The sequence below is a fragment of the Prescottella equi genome, from assembly GCF_020171745.1.
Classification (GTDB): domain Bacteria; phylum Actinomycetota; class Actinomycetes; order Mycobacteriales; family Mycobacteriaceae; genus Prescottella; species Prescottella equi_A.
The window spans coordinates 130780-147583 of the sequence record NZ_JAIVAH010000029.1; the positions used below are offsets into that span (position 1 = coordinate 130780).

The 16804-nt window shown below is 69.0% G+C and carries 20 protein-coding genes and 1 pseudogene; 9 read left to right on the forward strand and 12 right to left on the reverse strand.

What is annotated here, in order from left to right; all coding sequences use genetic code 11:
• Positions 1 to 6: 6 nt before the first annotated feature.
• From LCL87_RS23655 to LCL87_RS23670, 4 genes are read right to left on the reverse strand one after another with little or no spacing between them, the layout of a single operon-like run.
• The gene (locus LCL87_RS23655) at positions 7 to 552 is read right to left on the reverse strand and encodes a copper resistance CopC family protein (RefSeq protein ID WP_225023889.1); all 546 of its coding nucleotides are present in this window, start codon (positions 550 to 552) and stop codon (positions 7 to 9) included.
• Positions 549 to 1208: a YcnI family protein gene (locus LCL87_RS23660; RefSeq protein WP_225023890.1), complete on the reverse strand. Its 660-nt coding sequence runs from the start codon at positions 1206 to 1208 to the stop codon at positions 549 to 551. Before LCL87_RS23660 ends, LCL87_RS23655 begins: the two co-directional genes overlap by 4 nt.
• Before the next feature lie 43 nt (positions 1209 to 1251).
• The gene (locus tag LCL87_RS23665) at positions 1252 to 1779 is read right to left on the reverse strand and encodes a hypothetical protein (protein ID WP_225023891.1); all 528 of its coding nucleotides are present in this window, start codon (positions 1777 to 1779) and stop codon (positions 1252 to 1254) included.
• 19 nt (positions 1780 to 1798) lie between these two features.
• Positions 1799 to 2428: a DUF6474 family protein gene (locus LCL87_RS23670; RefSeq protein ID WP_225023892.1), complete on the reverse strand. Its 630-nt coding sequence runs from the start codon at positions 2426 to 2428 to the stop codon at positions 1799 to 1801.
• A gap of 121 nt (positions 2429 to 2549) precedes the next feature.
• Between LCL87_RS23670 and LCL87_RS23675 the strand changes: the two genes are divergently transcribed.
• Both LCL87_RS23675 and LCL87_RS23680 read left to right on the forward strand, forming a co-directional pair.
• The gene (locus LCL87_RS23675; RefSeq protein ID WP_225023893.1) at positions 2550 to 4145 is read left to right on the forward strand and encodes a TM0106 family RecB-like putative nuclease; all 1596 of its coding nucleotides are present in this window, start codon (positions 2550 to 2552) and stop codon (positions 4143 to 4145) included.
• A gap of 189 nt (positions 4146 to 4334) precedes the next feature.
• Positions 4335 to 4844 (forward strand): pyridoxamine 5'-phosphate oxidase family protein, encoded by a 510-nt coding sequence (locus LCL87_RS23680; RefSeq protein WP_225023894.1) that lies wholly within the window; start codon positions 4335 to 4337, stop codon positions 4842 to 4844.
• Between the two features lie 4 nt (positions 4845 to 4848).
• Here the strand turns inward: LCL87_RS23680 and thrS are convergent, their stop codons facing one another.
• The 5 genes from thrS to LCL87_RS23705 all read right to left on the reverse strand — a co-directional run bounded on the left by thrS (position 4849) and on the right by LCL87_RS23705 (position 9624).
• Positions 4849 to 6102: a threonine--tRNA ligase gene (gene thrS, locus LCL87_RS23685; RefSeq protein WP_225023927.1), complete on the reverse strand. Its 1254-nt coding sequence runs from the start codon at positions 6100 to 6102 to the stop codon at positions 4849 to 4851.
• A gap of 153 nt (positions 6103 to 6255) precedes the next feature.
• Entirely contained in the window at positions 6256 to 7023 is a 768-nt protein-coding gene (locus LCL87_RS23690) for an SDR family NAD(P)-dependent oxidoreductase (RefSeq protein ID WP_137800393.1), read from the reverse strand.
• Between the two features lie 110 nt (positions 7024 to 7133).
• Positions 7134 to 7880 carry a hypothetical protein gene (locus tag LCL87_RS23695; RefSeq protein WP_225023895.1) on the reverse strand — a complete coding sequence of 249 codons (747 nt, stop codon included), beginning with the start codon at positions 7878 to 7880 and terminating at the stop codon, positions 7134 to 7136.
• 38 nt (positions 7881 to 7918) lie between these two features.
• Positions 7919 to 8923, reverse strand: coding sequence for a DUF916 domain-containing protein (locus LCL87_RS23700; RefSeq protein ID WP_225023896.1), 1005 nt, complete (start codon positions 8921 to 8923; stop codon positions 7919 to 7921).
• A gap of 155 nt (positions 8924 to 9078) precedes the next feature.
• The gene (locus LCL87_RS23705; RefSeq protein ID WP_225023897.1) at positions 9079 to 9624 is read right to left on the reverse strand and encodes a hypothetical protein; all 546 of its coding nucleotides are present in this window, start codon (positions 9622 to 9624) and stop codon (positions 9079 to 9081) included.
• Positions 9625 to 9849: 225 nt separating this feature from the next.
• Here LCL87_RS23705 and LCL87_RS23710 point away from each other — a divergent pair.
• From LCL87_RS23710 to LCL87_RS23735, 6 genes and pseudogenes are all read left to right on the forward strand, one after another.
• Positions 9850 to 10017 (forward strand): annotated as a pseudogene (locus LCL87_RS23710) (RidA family protein); the annotation flags it as partial.
• Positions 10018 to 10178: 161 nt separating this feature from the next.
• Positions 10179 to 11624, forward strand: coding sequence for a flavin-containing monooxygenase (locus tag LCL87_RS23715; RefSeq protein ID WP_237692709.1), 1446 nt, complete (start codon positions 10179 to 10181; stop codon positions 11622 to 11624).
• A gap of 82 nt (positions 11625 to 11706) precedes the next feature.
• Positions 11707 to 12291 (forward strand): hypothetical protein, encoded by a 585-nt coding sequence (locus LCL87_RS23720; protein ID WP_225023899.1) that lies wholly within the window; start codon positions 11707 to 11709, stop codon positions 12289 to 12291.
• Position 12292: 1 nt separating this feature from the next.
• Positions 12293 to 12925, forward strand: a complete 633-nt coding sequence (locus tag LCL87_RS23725) for a DUF6308 family protein (RefSeq protein ID WP_225023900.1) — start codon at positions 12293 to 12295, stop codon at positions 12923 to 12925.
• A 73-nt stretch (positions 12926 to 12998) separates the two neighbouring features.
• Positions 12999 to 13601, forward strand: coding sequence for a TIGR03086 family metal-binding protein (locus tag LCL87_RS23730; protein WP_225023901.1), 603 nt, complete (start codon positions 12999 to 13001; stop codon positions 13599 to 13601).
• Between the two features lie 65 nt (positions 13602 to 13666).
• Complete coding sequence (locus tag LCL87_RS23735; RefSeq protein WP_225023902.1) at positions 13667 to 14479, forward strand: hypothetical protein; 813 nt, start codon at positions 13667 to 13669, stop codon at positions 14477 to 14479.
• Positions 14480 to 14503: 24 nt separating this feature from the next.
• Here the strand turns inward: LCL87_RS23735 and LCL87_RS23740 are convergent, their stop codons facing one another.
• Together LCL87_RS23740 and LCL87_RS23745 are read right to left on the reverse strand one after the other, a co-directional pair.
• Positions 14504 to 14869 (reverse strand): hypothetical protein, encoded by a 366-nt coding sequence (locus LCL87_RS23740; protein ID WP_225023903.1) that lies wholly within the window; start codon positions 14867 to 14869, stop codon positions 14504 to 14506.
• Between the two features lie 15 nt (positions 14870 to 14884).
• Positions 14885 to 15385 carry a DUF3558 domain-containing protein gene (locus tag LCL87_RS23745; RefSeq protein WP_225023904.1) on the reverse strand — a complete coding sequence of 167 codons (501 nt, stop codon included), beginning with the start codon at positions 15383 to 15385 and terminating at the stop codon, positions 14885 to 14887.
• Between the two features lie 201 nt (positions 15386 to 15586).
• On the opposite strand from LCL87_RS23745, the gene LCL87_RS23750 reads away from it, so the two are divergent.
• The gene (locus LCL87_RS23750; protein WP_225023905.1) at positions 15587 to 16234 is read left to right on the forward strand and encodes a PadR family transcriptional regulator; all 648 of its coding nucleotides are present in this window, start codon (positions 15587 to 15589) and stop codon (positions 16232 to 16234) included.
• Positions 16235 to 16258: 24 nt separating this feature from the next.
• Here LCL87_RS23750 and LCL87_RS23755 read toward each other — a convergent pair whose 3' ends face one another.
• Complete coding sequence (locus LCL87_RS23755) at positions 16259 to 16801, reverse strand: hypothetical protein (protein ID WP_225023906.1); 543 nt, start codon at positions 16799 to 16801, stop codon at positions 16259 to 16261.
• Positions 16802 to 16804: the final 3 nt, after the last annotated feature.

Sequence of the window (16804 nt, forward strand, 5' to 3'; positions counted from 1 at the left end):
CTCGGGTCAGTTCTCGCCGCGCGGCTTGCGCAGCGCGAACCACAGGCCGCCACCGAACACGATCACGGCGGCTCCGACGATCACCCAGATCAGCAGGTTCGGTCCGGATTCTTCGTCGCTGCTCGACGAGTCCTGTCCACCCACCTTCGGGCCGGGGACACCGGTGCCCTCCTGGGTGAGCGTGAACACCCGGGTGCCGCTCACCGGGTGGCCGTCGGCGGACGTCACGCGGAACGCGATCGTGTACTCGCCGACCGGACCGAGGCCCTCGAGCGGCACGCTGGCGGTGTCGCCCTGGATCGTCGGGTCGCCCTTGGACCACAGGTTGCCGTCGGGTCCGACGACGGTGAGCGACGCGAACTTCTCCTGCAGCGCCTCGTTGAACTGGAGGCTGACCCGCTCGGGCGCGGTCGCGATCTGTGCGCCGTTGTCGGGGGTGCTGGCGATCACCGCGGAGTGCGCGGCCGCCGTCCCGGCGCCGAGCAGTGTCGCGAGCATCGCGACGAAACCGACGACGATGACGCGGAAGCGCTGGACCGGTCGGGCGCTCATGAGCGGCGCCCCCGAACCGTCGCGCCGATGCCCAGGGCGGCGCCCAGCGCGCCGAGGACCAGGCCGATGCCGCCGAGCCAGCGGGCGGTGGTGTCGGTGTTGTTCGTGGATTCGTCGACCGAGACCGTCTCGTCGACAGAGCCGTGGGCGTCGCCGTCAGTGCCGCCCGCCGCGAGCGTCAGCGACGGTGCCGGCTTGTCGGGCTCGCTGCCGTCGGCGCCGGGCTGCTGGTCCCACTGCACGACCTTGCCGTCGCTGTAGGTCTGGGTCGCCGGGAACTCGACCACGTCCTGCTCGGGCAGCGGACCCGCGGAGAGCACGAACTGCTGGAACTGGCCGGGGCCGACGCTCACGCCGGGATCGGCCGTCCAGGTCACGGCCGTCGCGATGCCGGACGGATCCTTCTGCACGGCGGACGTCCAGCCGGGCATCGGCTCGGTGCGCGCCGACTTCAGGCCCGGCAACTGCACGGTGAGCGCGGTGGTGCCGGCGGTGTCGGACTCGGTGGGGACACGGAAGGTGAGGACGGAGTAGCCGCCCTGCTCGGCGCCGGGAGCGGCGACGGAGACGTGCGCGGAGGCCACACCGGTGGCGAGCAGCAGCGCGCTGCCGGCGGCGCCCACCGTGAGGAGGGCGCGCGTGATGGTCTTCTTCATCTGGTTCGGGTGTCTTTTCTGTGCGGAGGTACCGGTTCGCGGGTCAGGCGAACAGCGGCGGTCCGCGGCGGGACAACCCGGTGGCGAGCACCGTCGGGCGCGGCGCGCGGCGATTCAGCGGCCGCGGCGTCGACGTGGGCGTCGACTCGACGCGGAGGCTCGGCGGGGCCAAGACGGCCCGGAGCACGCGGGTGATCGGCCCGTACAGGCGCTCGGCGCCCAGGACCAGGACCGCGCACACCACGGTGGCCGCGGCGTGCGCGGCGAGCATCGCGGTGGGGGGCACGCCTTGGTGGACGTGGCTGTCGGAGGCGATGGTGAGCGCGAGGTGCCCGGCGCCCTGTCCGGCCGCGAGGGCGGCGAACAGCGCAACCCGGCTGCGGCTGAGCACGGGTACTCCGCCGGCCGCGGCACCGACCGCGGCGCACGCGGCCAGCAGCAGCGTCAGCGCCGCCGAACCGGGGAACCCGCCGCCGGCGACGCCGTGTGCCGCGACCGCCAGCGCCGCCGCCAACGCGCCCACCGCACCACCGCGGAGCGCGGCGGTGGGGGCGGGTCGGTGGGCGGACACGGCGGTGAGGGCGGGTCGGTCAGCGGACGCCGAGGCGGGCCAGGATGTCGGCCTCGACGCCGTCGAGCTCGGAGGAGATGGCGTGATGCGCCTGCTTGCGGCGGGCGGGCGGCATCTGCTCGGAGGCATGGACGGCGGTGTCCAGGTCGGTGAGCCGGGCCCGGATCGCGGTCGCGAACTGCTGCGTCTCCGCGTCGCCGGGGTGGCGGGTGACGATCTCGTCGACCGACTTCTCGGCACCGGAGATGCGGGCGCTGAGCTTGGCGCCGTGACCGGTGTACTCGCCGAGCTGGTCGACGGCGATGCCCATGCGCTGCGCGCGCTGGGCGTCGAGCTGGCCGCGCAGTGCGGTCGCGCCGCGGTAGGCGAGCGGCACCACGACGGGGGCGAGCATGCGCGCGACACCCATGTAGCGGCGCAGCTGCGCGACCGTCAGGCCCTTCTCGGCGGACTTGACGGCGGCCTTCTCCTGGGCCTTCAGCGTCGAGATCTGGGCCTTGTCGACCTTCTTCTGGGCCTTCGAATCGGACCGATGCTTCTTGCGGTCGTTCTTGGCGCCGAGCTTGGCCTCGAGCTTCGCCTTGTGCTTCAGCGCCTTCGCCTCGGCCTTGCGCGTGGCGCGCCGCTTACGTTTCTTGAACAACCCCACTGGAAAGGCCCCTCCATCTGGTGTTTCGGCGCGTCGGCGGACTGCGCCACAGCTTATCTGTGCATGGTCGGGCTCCGCCGCTTTCGGCTTTACCCTAGGTGAGCACATAATCTTCCACATCGTGTGTTCCCCGAACGGCCCGCAGGACGGCGCCCCCGTGCTTCTCGAGCCCGGTGCGCTGACGCGGTGCCGCCACCGCGTCCATCTCGATGCCACCTACCCGGCCCTTCTCTCGGCGGCCCCCGAGAACACCGGAGTCAAGCAACGGCAGGAGGCGGCGGCCGCGCAACGCGAGGCGGTCCGCGTCCGGTTGATGGACGCCGACCCCGACGCGTGGGTGCGGATCGCACCGGACGGTCCGGCCGGGCAGCGCGCCCGCGCCACCCTCGAGGCGTGCCGGAACGGGGCCGAGAAGATCTGGGGCGCGGTGCTGCCGTCCGAGCGGGACACCGGTCGGCGCGGACGCGTCGAGATCCTGCTCCGCGACGCCGACCGCGGCGGTTACCTCCCCGTCATCGTCGTCAACCACAAGGTCACCGACCCGGGCACCGGTGCCACCACCACCGGACTGTTCGAGTGGGCGCCCGCCGTCGACGAGAAGCGGAAGGTACGCGCCCAGTTGCGCGACCAGATGCGGCTCGCGCAGGTGTACCGGATGCTCGAACGGCACGACCTGGCCAGCCCCGCCCAGCTGGGCGGCGCGATCGGCTACGGCGCCGACTGCGTGCTGGTGCACGACCTGTCGACCGTGCTCGACGACTACGACGAACGCTTCGCCGACCGGATCGCCGTCGCGCGCGGCGAGATCGCGACGGTGCCGTCGCAGATCGGCGAGTGCCGTTCGTGCCCGTGGTGGTCGGGCTGCCGGGAGAAGCTCGAGGAAACCCACGACGTGTCGCTGGTGGCGTCCGGGTCGCGCGCCGACGCGCTGCGCGAGCGCGGGGTGCGCACCATCGAGCAGCTCGCCGCGTGGGAGGGTGACGCGCCGGAGGAGTGGCCGCACAACTCGTTCCACGACACCGTGGTCACCGCGAAGGCCTGGATCGCGCAGGCGCCGCTGGTGCGCCGGCACGAGACGGTCACGGTGACCCGCGCCGACGTCGAGGTGGACGTCGACATGGAGAGCTACCAGGAACACGGCGCCTACCTGTGGGGCACGCTGCTCAACGTCGCGGGCACCTCGGTGTACCGGCCGTTCGTGAGCTGGGATCCGGTGCCCACGCTCGACGAGGCGCGCTCGTTCGCCGAGTTCTGGACATGGCTCATGGCCGAGCGGGCCGGCGCCGCCGCCGTCGGCAAAACCTTTGCCGCCTACTGCTATTCGCGTGCCGCAGAGGACAAGTGGCTGCTCGACTCGGCGCGCCGCTTCGCCGGCACCCCGGGCATCCCCACCGTCGCCGAGATCCGCGAGTTCATCGACAGCCCGCAGTGGGTGGACATCTACCAGGCCGTCGGCGAGAACTTCGTGTGCCCGAACGGCAAGGGGCTCAAGAAGATCGCCCCCGTCGCCGGGTTCCACTGGCGCGACGCCGAGGCCAGCGGCGAGGCGTCGATGAGCTGGTACCGCGAGGCCGTCGGCTACGACGGCGACCCCGACCTCACCCAGCGCCAGCGCCTCCTCGAGTACAACGAGGACGACGTCATCGCCACCAAGGTGCTGCGCGAGTGGATGAGCGAGCGCGCCGTCGCCGAGACCCCGCACGAGTCGGAGCTGTAGGTAGTAGGGGTCCCCCCGTCCTCGCGTTTTGCGCACTTATCGCGGGGTTTGGGGCTCGGGTTTCGCGTTTTGCGCACTTATCGCGCGGGTGGGCGGTCGATCCGGGGCGTCCGGGTGGGCCTCGCGATGAGTTCTCGGCGGGGTCCGGGTCTGTACTTGTGAGAGCACCCCACGAGACGGGAGACCCCTATGACTGCGCAGCTGCCCGCCGCCGAACTCGACCGCCGATACAGCGAGGAGAACGCGCCGCCCTCCACGTGGACGCAGGTGACGGCCGCACTCGATGCCGCCGAGGTGTTCTGGCTGTCCACGGTCCGCGCCGACGGCCGTCCACACGTGACGCCGCTGATCGCCGTCCGGGTCGACGACCGCATGCACTTCTGCACCGGGCCCGACGAGCAGAAGGCGCGCAACCTCTCCGCGTCCGGAGCGTGCGCGCTGACGACCGGGTCGAACGCCCTCGGATCCGGACTGGACGTCGTGATCGAGGGGCGGGCGGTACGGATCTCGGATTCCGCGTTGTTGACCCGCATCGCCGACGCCTACCGCGCGAAGTACGGGTCGGACTGGAGCTTCGACGTCACGGACGGACGGTTCGTGAACACCGCCGGAGGACCCGCCACGGTGTTCCGCGTCGAGCCGTCCACCGTCCTCGCCTTTGCGAAAGGTGAGTACGCGCAGACGCGTTGGCGGTTCTGACGGCTCACATCACCCACAGGTCGGGGCTGCGGGTGCCGATCGATTCGACGATGTGTTGCAGGGCGTCGTCGACCGCCTGCGGGTCGAGCCGGCGTCCGTCCCGAAGGCGCAGGGCGACATGCCCGTTCGCGGCCTCCTTGGGGCCGATCACTGCCTGATAGGGCGCGCGTCGGGCGGTCCGGATCCGGGCGCCGAGGGTGCCCTCGGCCCGGCTCACCGCATGCGCGCGCAGGCCCAGGTCGAGGCAGCGTTGCACCATGCACTCGGCGTGGTCCATCTCGTCGTCGGTGACGGGCAGAACCACCACCTGGGTGGGTGCGAGCCACGCCGGGAAGGCACCGTCGTGCGCCTCGATGAGGTGCGCCACGACCCGTTCGAGGCTGCCGATGATGCTGCGGTGGATCATCACCGGCCGATGTCTGGCACCGTCGGGGCCGATGTAGTGCAGGCCGAACTGCTCGGGCTGGTGGAAGTCGACCTGCACGGTGGACAGGGTGGACTCGCGGCCGGCGGCGTCGGCGATCTGTACGTCGATCTTGGGGCCGTAGAACGCGGCCTCACCGGGGACCGCGTCGTACGGGACACCGGCCGCGTCGAGGACGTCGGTGAGGATCGCGACCGAGCGCCGCCACAGTTCGGGCGCGGCAACGTACTTGCCGCCCGATCCTGGCAGCGACAGCCGGTACCGACAGGGCCGGATGCCCAGCGCCGCATACGCCCGCTGGATCAGGCTCAGGGCAGCGTGTGCCTCGTCAGCCACCTGTTCCGGGGTGCAGAAGATGTGGGCGTCGTTGAGCTGGATCGCGCGGACGCGAGTGAGGCCGCCGACCACGCCGGACAGTTCGGAACGAAACATTCCGCCCAGTTCCGCCATGCGGAAAGGTAATTCGCGGTGACTGCGGGACCGGGATCGGTAGATCAACGCGTGGTGCGGGCACAGGCTCGGACGCAGCAGGACCTGTTCGGCGCCGAGTTGCATCGGTGGGAACATGTCGTCGCGGTAGTGCGACCAGTGCCCGGAGATCTCGTACAGCTCCCGTTTCCCGAGGACCGGCGAGTGCACGTGTCGGTAGCCCGCCCGCCGCTCGATGTCGTGGACGTACTCCTCGAGGGTGTGGCGCACGGTCGCGCCGTCGGGCAGCCAGTACGGCAACCCGGCCCCCATCAGCGGATCGGTGTCGAACAGGTCCAGTTCGCGGCCGAGTCGGCGGTGGTCGATCATCTTCGGTCTCCTCGCGGTTAGGGAGCGAGTGACCAGACGACGAAGCCCCGGGGCACTCGCCCCGGGGCTTCGGACTCAGTCAGCAGTCAGCGCGCCGGGACACTCTCCGGCGTCGTCGTCATCAGTGCGCGCTGCATGTCGGCCACGGTAGCAGCCGAATCAGGCACGCGCATCAACTTTTTCGTATCGCTACCGCGGCGCCATGCGCAGCGCGCCGTCCATGCGGACTGTCTCGCCGTTGAGGTAGTCGTGCTCGACGAGGAACTGCGCCAGCTGCGCGTACTCGTCGGGCTTGCCGAGGCGCGACGGGAACGGGATGCCGGCCTCGAGGTTCTTGCGGTACTCGTCGGTGACGCCGGCGAGCATCGGGGTGTCGATGGTGCCGGGGGCGATGGTGTTGACCCGGATGCCGACCTGCGCCAGGTCGCGGGCCGCGGTGATCGTCATGGCGTGCACGCCGCCCTTCGACGCCGTGTACGCGATCTGCCCGATCTGGCCCTCGAACGCGGCGACCGACGCGGTGTTGATGATGACGCCGCGCTGGCCGGAATCGTCGACGGTCGGCAGGTGCTGCATCGCGTTGGCCGCCAGGCGCATCACGTTGAAGGTGCCCAGCAGGTTGACGGTGATGACCGTGCGGAACAGTTCGAGGTCGTGCGGGCCGTTCTTCGACAGGATCCGGCCTGCCCAGCCGACGCCGGCGCAGTTGACGACGGTGCGCAGCGGAACCCCCGACTCGCCGATCTTGTCGACGACACCCTGGACGTCGGCCTCGCTGGTGACGTCGGCGGGCAGGAACGTGACGCCCGCGGGCACGTTGTCCCCGGCGCGTTCGATCGACTGCGCGAGGTCGAGCCCGAACACGGTGGCACCCGCGTCGGCGAAGCGCTTCGCGGTCGCGGCCCCCAGGCCGGATGCTGCGCCGGTGATCAGTGCCGCGGTTCCCTGGATCTCCACTGCGGTTTCCCCTTCGCGTCGGGTCGACCCCTCACGGTCGGCCGTGTGACCTGCACCATAACGCGGCGCGGTGGGCTCCGCTGGCGTGTGTACCGGCAGTCGCCGGTTTCCTACACGACCGAGAGGGTGATGGTGCCGTTGTATGTGCCGGCGGCGATGCCGCCGGGGTAGTTGACGGTGAGGAGCGGGGTCCAGGTGACGGCCTCGAACGCGGTCAGCCCGATGCGTTCGACAACCACTTTCGCGGTGCCGAGAGCCTGCGCTCCGGTCGAGTCGACCGAGCCCCCAGCCCCCTTTCCGACGACCCCGGAAGCGGTGTAGACGACCGCGCTCTTCGGGATAGTCATGTTGGGGCCGACGAAGTCCGTCGACGACACGGAGGCGGTCCAGTCGACCGGTTCCCAGGCGTACCCGCCGCTGGCATTCACGGTGACGAGAGGGAGGGATCCGGATGCCTTCGTGCCATCGAGAAGGGGGACGATGGCGCCCGGCCCGCCGACTGTCATCCACAAGCTGGCACGACCGTTGGCGACCGTGAACACGGCGTCGCGGGACTGTCGGGGGTCGGTCGCGGCGGTGGTGGAGGTCGTGGCCGGTGCCACGGTCGCCGGTGCGGTCGTGGTGGTCGGCGCAGTGGTTGTGGTGACGGTTGTCGTCGACGCGTCGGCCGTCGTCTCGTGCCGGGAGACGTACCCGCGGGTCGTCGTCGGCGCCGCGGAGGTCGTCGGGGCCGCGGAGGTCGTCGTGGTTGCCGTCGCGGACGAGGTTGCCGGACTGGTCGTGGTCACGTCGACGGGCGTCGCTGCCGCCGTCGGTGCACCCACGAGGACCAGTGCACCGACCGCCACGGCGGACATGCGTACATTCCTCGAATTCCTTCTGTGCCACATGGCGATCACTCCGTTCCCGATGAACGACGCCTGCGCACCAGCAGGTAGGCGATGCCGCCGGCAACGACCAGCACTGCCAACACGATCCCGGCGATGAGCGGCCACGACTTCGAGTTCGAATCGCCCACCGAATCGCCGACGCCCTTGTCCGGGAACGTGATCGTCGCCGACATGTCGTGCTTGTTGAGACCACTCTGGAGCTTCACATCGGCATTCCACGGCCCGGCAGGGAGCGAGGCGCTGTTGGGCACGGCGAAGACGACCTTGCCGTCCTCGCCGGGCGCGATGGTGGTGAGATCGGCGTTGATCGGCTCGGCGGTGAGTCCGCCGGGGCCGCCGCCGAGGGTGAGCTTGCCCGAGAGATCCACGGCACGGCCACCGGTGTTGGTGACCGCGGCTACGACGGATGCCGTTCCGTCGGCTCCGCGCTGCGGGGTGAGGTTCTTGATCGTGAAGTCCGCCGGAGGGCCGTTGCCGGGTCCGACCGACAGGTAGACGCGGACGCCGACACGGGAGACGCTGGTGACACCGTCGGCACTGGGGCGATCGGCCTGAGTCGATGCCCAGATGGCCGCGTACTGCTCCACCTCGGGCGCGTCCTGAGGGACGGCGATAGTCACGGCCACCTCGGACTCTTGCCCGCTCTCGAGCCGCACGGTCGACTGGTCGAGCGAGATCCACGACGTGAGCATGCTCTGTTCGCCGCGATCCGCGACGGAGAACACCCCGTCGACGATGGTCGCGGGGCCGGCATAGACGTCGATCGTCGCCGGTGCACTCGTGTTGTTGGAGACCATCAAGTGTCGGGTGATGGTGGTGCCGGGCGGCAGGTTGTCGATGATGTACTGCTGGGCCCGCGGATCATCCTTGAGGGATTCCGTTGCGTCGAGCAGTCGGATGCCGATCGAGTCGCTCGGAGCGTCCCCCGCGGTCGCACCCGGGGCGGCGCCGGCAGCGGGTGTTCCGATCGCCAGCACCGCGGCAGCGACCGATATGAGAAGGGCGCACATCGCGCGAAGGAAAGGCATGGATCGCTTTCTGCTGGACGGACCGGAACCGACTGTGAGGCTGGGGCGTTGCACAAGCGCTGCCCCAGCCTCACGACCGACAGGAAGAGACTTCCTCAATGTCGGTGTGGACCGACAGATATCGGTGATCGGGCGTGTCAGATGACCGAGGTGGTGACGGTCGCCTTGTAGGTCCCGGGCGTATTGCCGTCACCGAACAGCTGGACGGTCAGCTGAGGAATCCAGCTCGTCGTGTCGGAGAGGATGGTGATGTTGCCCCGCTGGACGACGTCCTTCTTCGTCTCGAGCGTCTGGGTGCCGCCGCCCAGGATCTGCACGGTGGCGGGCGCTAACTGGAACGGGACGACGGACGGCACCTTGTAGGACACCCTGTCCTTGCCGATCGTCACGCCGCTCGCCTGGTCCACGAAGTCGGTGATGGAGACACTTGCGGTCCATCCGCGAGTCCCGCCACGCGAATCGGTCACGCCGACGGCAGTGAGGCTGCCGCTCACGGAGTTGGCGTTGGAGCTCGAGAGGTTCAGGCTGTCGGCGACGCCGGCGGTCATGGACAGACCGCCACCGGAGATGGCGGTGACGATGAACTGAACCGGCGTGTTGGCTTCGGCTGCGTTTGCGGTGGCGGGCACGAGCAGCCCGGCGGCTGCGACGACACCGGCAGCGGCAAGCGTGATTTTGCGCATGTTTCCTCTTCGGGGACGTACGGGTCGAGCGGACAGCCCCCGGGTACCGAACCGAACGGCCCGATTCGGGGTCGATTATTGATACTCGACTGTTGGTCAAGTGTCCAGATCAAACTTAGGTTTGTTTTGGGCCGGGCCTTTGCACTGCGAGGCCGCCATGTTGAACTGGCAATTTTCGTGAAAGCGCCGACCGAACGCTCGACAGTTGGAGGGCATCCCGTCGGAAGCAGTTACTTCGTAACCGACCTGTCGCTGCGCGAGGAGGTGAACCGACAGTTCGAGCGTTTGTTCGCCGCCCCGCGCCCGGCCCGCACCTTCGTCGAGGTGAGTGGTCTTCCCTACGGCGCGACGGTCGAGATCGACGCGGTCGCGGCGGCCCGCACGCGCGGCTGAGCCCGGGGCGGCGGTGCGGCGTCGCGAACCGATCGAGCCGAAAACCTGGCCACACCCGCGCAGATGAGTGACACTGAGAGTGACACATATCTGGGGAGGGTGAAGCTGTGGATCGGAAGACGCAGTACGACGCCGTGATCGTCGGTGCCGGCTTCGGCGGGATGGGCGCCGCGATCGCCCTGAACCGGCTCGGCCTGACGAACCTGGCGATCCTCGAACGCGAGGACGACCTCGGCGGCACGTGGCACGTCAACCGCTACCCGGGGCTGGCCGTCGACATCGCGTCGGTCACCTACTCGTACTCGTTCGAGCCGAATCCGAACTGGTCGCGTTTGTTCGCGCCCGGCGCCGAGCTCAAGAGGTACGCCGAACACGTCGCCGACAAGTACGACCTGCGCCGCTACATGCGGTTCGGGGCCGTCGTGACCGGCGCCCGCTGGGACGAGGACGCCCGGCACTGGGTGGTGGCGACCGACGGGGGCGAACAGGTCACCGGCCGCTACCTGCTCACCGCGACCGGATTCCTGTCGCAGCCGCAGCTGCCGTCCATCGACGGCATCGACACGTTCGCCGGACGTGTCCTGCACACCACCGCGTGGGAGGACGGCATCGACCTGACGAACTCGCGGGCCGCGATCATCGGCACCGGCGCCACCGCCGTCCAGCTGATCCCCGAGGTCGCCCGGAAGGCGCGGGAACTCACCGTCTACCAGCGCACCCCGATCTGGGTGGTGCCGAAGCTCGACATGCCGATTCCCGCTGTGGTGCAGCGACTCTTCTCGCGGGTGCCGGTGACGCAGCGCGTGGCCCGCGCCGTCAGCGACGCGATCCTCGAGGGCATCATGGTCAGCGCCGTGCTGCACTACCGGCAGGCGAAGATCCTCAACAAGGGTGCCGCGGCGGCGTCCAAGCTGTTCCTGCGCGCGCAGGTGCGCGACGGCGGCCTGCGCCGGAAACTGACGCCCCACTACGATTTCGGCTGCAAGCGGCCGACGTTCTCCAACCACTACTACCGCGCCTTCACGAAGCGGAACGTGAACCTGGAGACCACGTCGATCGCGCGGGTCGAACCGGACGCCGTCGTCACCACCGACGGCCGGCGCACCGAGATCGACACCCTGGTCCTGGCGACCGGCTTCAACCTGTGGGATGTGAACTTCCCGGCCATCGAGGTGATCGGGCGGGACGGTCGAAACCTCGGGAAGTGGTGGCGGGACAACCGTTTCCAGGCGTACGAGGGTGTCGCGGTGCCGAAGTTCCCGAACTTCCTCACCCTGGCGAGTCCGTACTCGTACAGCGGGCTGTCGTACTTCACCACCATCGAATCGCAGATGGCGCACATGACCCGGCTGCTCACCGAGATGCGGCGGCGAGACTCCGACGTCTTCGAGGTGACCGAGGACGCCAACACGAGGTTCCTCGACCGGATGACCGCGAACCTCGACGATTCGGTCTTCTACGGCGGCAGCTGCGGCTCGGCGCGGTCCTACTACTTCAACCAGCACGGCGAGGCCGCGCTGCTGCGTCCGACGTCGACCGCCAACGCCTTCGCGGAGGCGCGGAGTTTCCCGCTCGACGACTATCGGATGGAGTCGTCGAGCGCGTGAGGGGGAGGGGTGCCTCTGGCGCCGAGTCGAGGATCCTCGGCGCAGTATCCTCGGAGGTCGCCCCACGACTCGAGGATCATCCATGCCTGACATCCACCCGGCCGCGACCGACGCCAGCTTCAAGCTGCTGCAGACCGACCCGTTCTTCGACGTAGTGGTCGATCTGATCGCCGGCTATCTCGCGTCGGCGTTCGACGACCCCGCCGCAGTCGAGGTGGACGAGTGGACTCTGAGCTGTCTGCCGAGCACGAACAAGACCGCCGAGCGCGAGCGCCTGTTCACGCTCAACATCGGTCCGATGGAAGTGCTCTACGTGGAGCGCTACACGGAGAACGGCGAGACCGTCGACTTCCGCACCGTGCTGTTCACGTCGTTGTCGGCGCTGCAGCGCAGCACCGGGTACAGCCTGGACGGGCTCACGCTGGCCAATCCGCTCCTGCGCTTCAAGCAGACCGAACACGCGTCGGCGGACGGTGACGGTGTACTGATCGACTGGTTCCTGTCCGACGAGGGCGCCGACGAGCAGTTCTTCGAACTGCCGCTCGACGAGACGACGATTCGTCCGCTGGCCGAGCTGCTGGTGAGCAAGGGGCGCGGCCCGTTCGCGCAGTACCACAACCGTGCGTTCGCGCAGCACGTCCTCGATGTGATGAACGAGGATGCCTGACATGACGATTCGGCTCCCGAAGGTTCTGGCGTCCGACGACGCCGCTGCCGTCGAGGTGCTGCGACGGTACTTCACCGAGCCGCTCGTCAAGACCGGGTATCTGCGCAGCGGCGCCCGCTGGGACACGTGGGACTCGACCGGGACCCGCGAGCGGGACGCCGACGTCTTCACCGCGGACGACCTCGTGGCGGTCACGATGCTGGCGGTGGAGGTCTCTCCAGACGGCGCGCAGATCCTGTTGCGGGAGCGCGGCGACGAGCTCACCGAGTTGCTGGCTGCCGTCGGTCCCGACCGTGACCTCGTCGACGAGGCGGACGAACTGACGCCCGAGTCGCCGGTGTGCCGGCTCGAGGCGGCGCTGTGGACGGTCCCGAGCATCGGCCGCACCGTGGCGTCCAAGCTGATCGCGCGGAAGCGTCCGCGTCTGTTCCCGATCTACGACCGAGCGATCGGCGAGGTCCTCGACACCAAGCAGGCCCACCTCGAACCCGTGCGCCAGGCGCTGCGTGGCAACGACGGCGAACTGCATCGGCGCCTCGTGTCGCTGCGGGAACAGGCCGGACTGGACGGCTCGATTCCGGCGCTGCGGATCCTCACGGTTCTCGCGTGGATGCAGCTGAAGTCTCCGCGCTGATCCCGCGCCGATGAGTTCCACGTCCCGGCCCGGTCGATATCTGTGAGACGACGTTCGACGGACGGAGGCACGCATGACGACCGAATACGACCTGGGGCCGGCATCGGCACAGGTGGGCCGGGTGGTCGCCGGGGTTCGCGACCAGCAGCTGGAACTTCCGACGCCCTGCACAGAGTGGTCGGTGGCCGACCTGGTGCGCCATCTCCTCGAGCTGACGAGCGCGTTCGCCGCCGCTGCTCGCAAGGCGTCGTTTCCAGGAGACGGGTCGGCGCGGCCGGCTGAACTGCCCGTCGACTGGCGAGAGCAGCTCGATCGGCAGCTCGAGGCACTGGCCGCCGCGTGGCGTGAACCCGGCGCCTGGCAGGGCGAGGCGGAAGCCGGTGGCGTGACCATGCCCGCCGCCGTCATGGGTGCGGTGGCAATCGACGAACTGGTCCTGCACGGGTGGGACCTCGCGCGTGCCACCGGCCAGGCCTTCGAATCCGACTCGGCCAGTGTCGAGGCGAGCCTGGAGTTCGCGGCCGCGATGTCCGTGCCCGGCAAGGAGGCCGGTCGCGACGGGCTCTACGGGCCTGTGGTCCCGGTCCCGGACGATGCCCCAGATCTGGATCGGCTCCTCGGATACGCAGGACGCGATCCGCGGTGGACGCCGTCCGGCGAGATGGTGGGTGAGTAACCGCTGCGCGCCTGTGGACGATCATGGATCGGCATGCGGTAACGCCGAGCCCTGATGGAGGAACAGTGTCCGATACCCGGCAGTCCGTGGACTACGGCGAGGTCGCGGGGGCGGTCGTCAGCGCGCTGCCCGACGAAGGACACCGCGGTGTGAATCGTCTGAGCGTCGCAGTCATCACCGCGGCACAGTCGTTCGATGCGCTGCTCGCAGCCTTCCGACGGGTCGAGGCGGCTCACGGAGGCGATGGGCGGTGCTTCCTGACGCTGGATGACCCGAACCAGTGCCTCTACACGAGCGGACACGCGCGCGGTAAGCACGATCTGGACGGGGATGTCGAGTACCCGGACGACGAGACCGACGACGCCGTCCTCGCCTACGACACCGCGGTGTTCGAGTCGGCCCGGACGGTGCTCACCGACCCGGACCGCGCGGTTCGATGGGAGGACGTGTGTGGTTCGCTCGTCACCGCGCCGAGCGACATCGACGCGCTGGTCGCGCTCAACCGCGATCCCGGTCTGGTGGTGGACGACGTGCACGTGGTGCAGTGCCTGCCCACCCGCGACGACATCGATCTGCTCGCCGACCTTCCGAACGGCTACTTCGCTGGTGACTGGACGCCGTTCGAGAGTTGCACGGTGGCGCGCTGGATGCGGGAGCGGCACGGGTACGAGCTGGCCGGGATCGGCGCGTCCACCCTCGGGTTCCTGAGCGTCCTCGATCCCGAACAGCGCGACGTCGACGCACTCATCGCGGATCTGCGGGAGTTGTACGGGCAGCGCGACGCCGACGCGTGGAACGAACTCGGGGACGTGCTGCGTGGCTCGCCGACGCTGCTGCTCGGCTACACGGAGAACTTCGCGGACCTCACCGAGGCCTAGACCGGGCAGACGAGCGGCTGTGGGTCAGCCTCCGATTCCCGTGAACCGCTGCGCGTTCGACTCCTCGGCGGCAGCGTAGTTCGCCGCGATCTTCTCGAACACCGACCGCATCTCCGTGACGACGGTGATGTGGTCGGCGAGCGCCCGATCCAGCGGATACTCACCGCCCGACGCCTTCTGCTCGAACTTGCGGGCCAGTGCGACGCCGGAGGGGAGATGGCCGAGGCCGTCGACTGTAGCGAGGCGTTTTGCGTCTCGTTGGAGGATGACCAGTTCGCGGTGTAGTTCGGCGCAGCGGGCCGCACACTTCTCGGCGACGCCGGCCTCGAGGAAGAGCTCACCGGAATCGACCATGGCGCCGAGTTCGTTCCATGACGGGGTTGTCCACATGGTCGGGCCTTTCGGTCAGCGGGGCAGAGTTGGCTCGAGGAACTGCGCGCTCCTGATCGCCTGCGGACAAGGACTTTCCGACGGTGGCAGCCCCTTGGTCTGGTCGGTCCGGAGCATCAGAGCGTCAGGCCCCGCGGCGACCACGACGTCGCAGTGCTCGTTGCGTTTGTCCGACGTCTCACGAACCGTGAAGGCTTCGCGTCCGTTCAGTTCGATAGGCGTCGCGTCGGTGAATCGCTCGTTGGTGAGGATCGAGTCGATCGGCCTTCCGGTGGCGAAGATGGTGACGAAGAAGGAGAGATCCGGGTCGTTCCAACTGCACAGGCTCCAGCCCGGCTGCTTGACGTCTTGGATATCCCGCTCCTCCGACGCCGGATCCAGCCCGATCGTGTGCAGCACCTCGTCCGGAATGCTGCACGGATCGAATGCCGGCTCCCCGGCGTCGGCCTTGGGAGTCTCGGCCTGCCCCTCGACGCTGGTCGACCCGCAGCCGGCCAGTCCTACGACACTGGCCACTACGAGAACAGCAATACCCCAGGACCTCACGTTTCCCCCTCGATTCGCCCAGACGACTCGCTCATTGGATCAGACGCAGCGAGACCGCACCCGGTTCCATCGAATGACCCGCCCGTGGCTACTGGTGACCACGCCACCCTTTTCAAAGATACGATCACGATATATCGTGAGTGTGTCGGAAAACGATGAAAGGAAGAACCGATGAGGAACATGAATCACCGGCGAGGGCCGGAACAGATGCACGGACACCCCGCGTGGGGTGAGGAGATGGGCCGTCAGCGCCGCCATCACCGCCCCTTCGACGGCGAGGATCCCCGCATGCGCGGTGGTCGCGGCCGGGGTCGCGGACACGGCGGACCCCGCGGACGCGGTGGCATGGGTCGAGCAGGTCGCGGCGACGTCCGCGCAGCCGTCCTGCTCCTGCTGAAGGAGGACTCGATGTACGGCTACCAGCTGATGCAGACCATCACCGATCGCACCAACGGTGCGTGGCGTCCCAGCGCCGGCGCGATCTACCCGAAGCTCCAGCAGTTGGAGGACGAGGGCCTGGTGCAGACGACCGCCGAGGGCGGACGCAAGCTCGTCACCCTCACCGACGCCGGACGTGAGTTCGTCGAGCAGAACGCCGAATCCTGGGGCGACCCGTTCGCCTTCGCGGGATCGGGACCCGATCTACGCGGACCGCTCCACGACCTGCACGGCGCCGCCCGCCAGGTCCAGATGTCCGGGACCGCCGAGCAACTCGCCGCGGCGGAGAAGGCGCTCACCGACGCCCGACGAGCGCTGTACCTGATCCTGGCCGGCGACGACCGGGACGCGGGCACGGACGACACCACCACGGAGTCGTGAACACCGGCGTGACCGGTCACCCGGTCACGGCAGGCGCTGCGCGCCGAGCGGTTCGAGGTCGAACTCGTTCTCGCCGAACAACTCCACCGACTCGGCGCGCAGCACCGTCACCGCTGCATCCAGTGACGGTCCGAGCAACCGCAGCGAGTTCATTCGCTGCGAGCAGTACACCGGGAACTCGCCGTGCTCGTCGCGAGCGGCGGTGTTCCACAGCACATCCCCGTTCTCGCTGATCGCGAAGACGCACAGCGAATCGACCAACGACCAGTCGCCGTCCGGTTCGATCATCCAGTCGAATTCCTCGGCTCGACCGTCGAGGTACGTCTCCCGCAGCCGCTCGGTGAGTATCCGACTCCTGGCCTGCCAGCCGTCCGCGTATCCAGCGAGCACGGGCGGATAGACGAGCCACAGCCCGAACAGCCGGCCCCAGCCGAGACCGCGTACGAACTCGCGATACGACGCCGGGAACCCGCCGCCGTCGGCGAACGCATACGCGTCCAACAGGTCGAGATCGAGATGAGAGACCGTGGGCGTGCCCTGCACGCGAATCGAGGAGAACTCGGACATCCG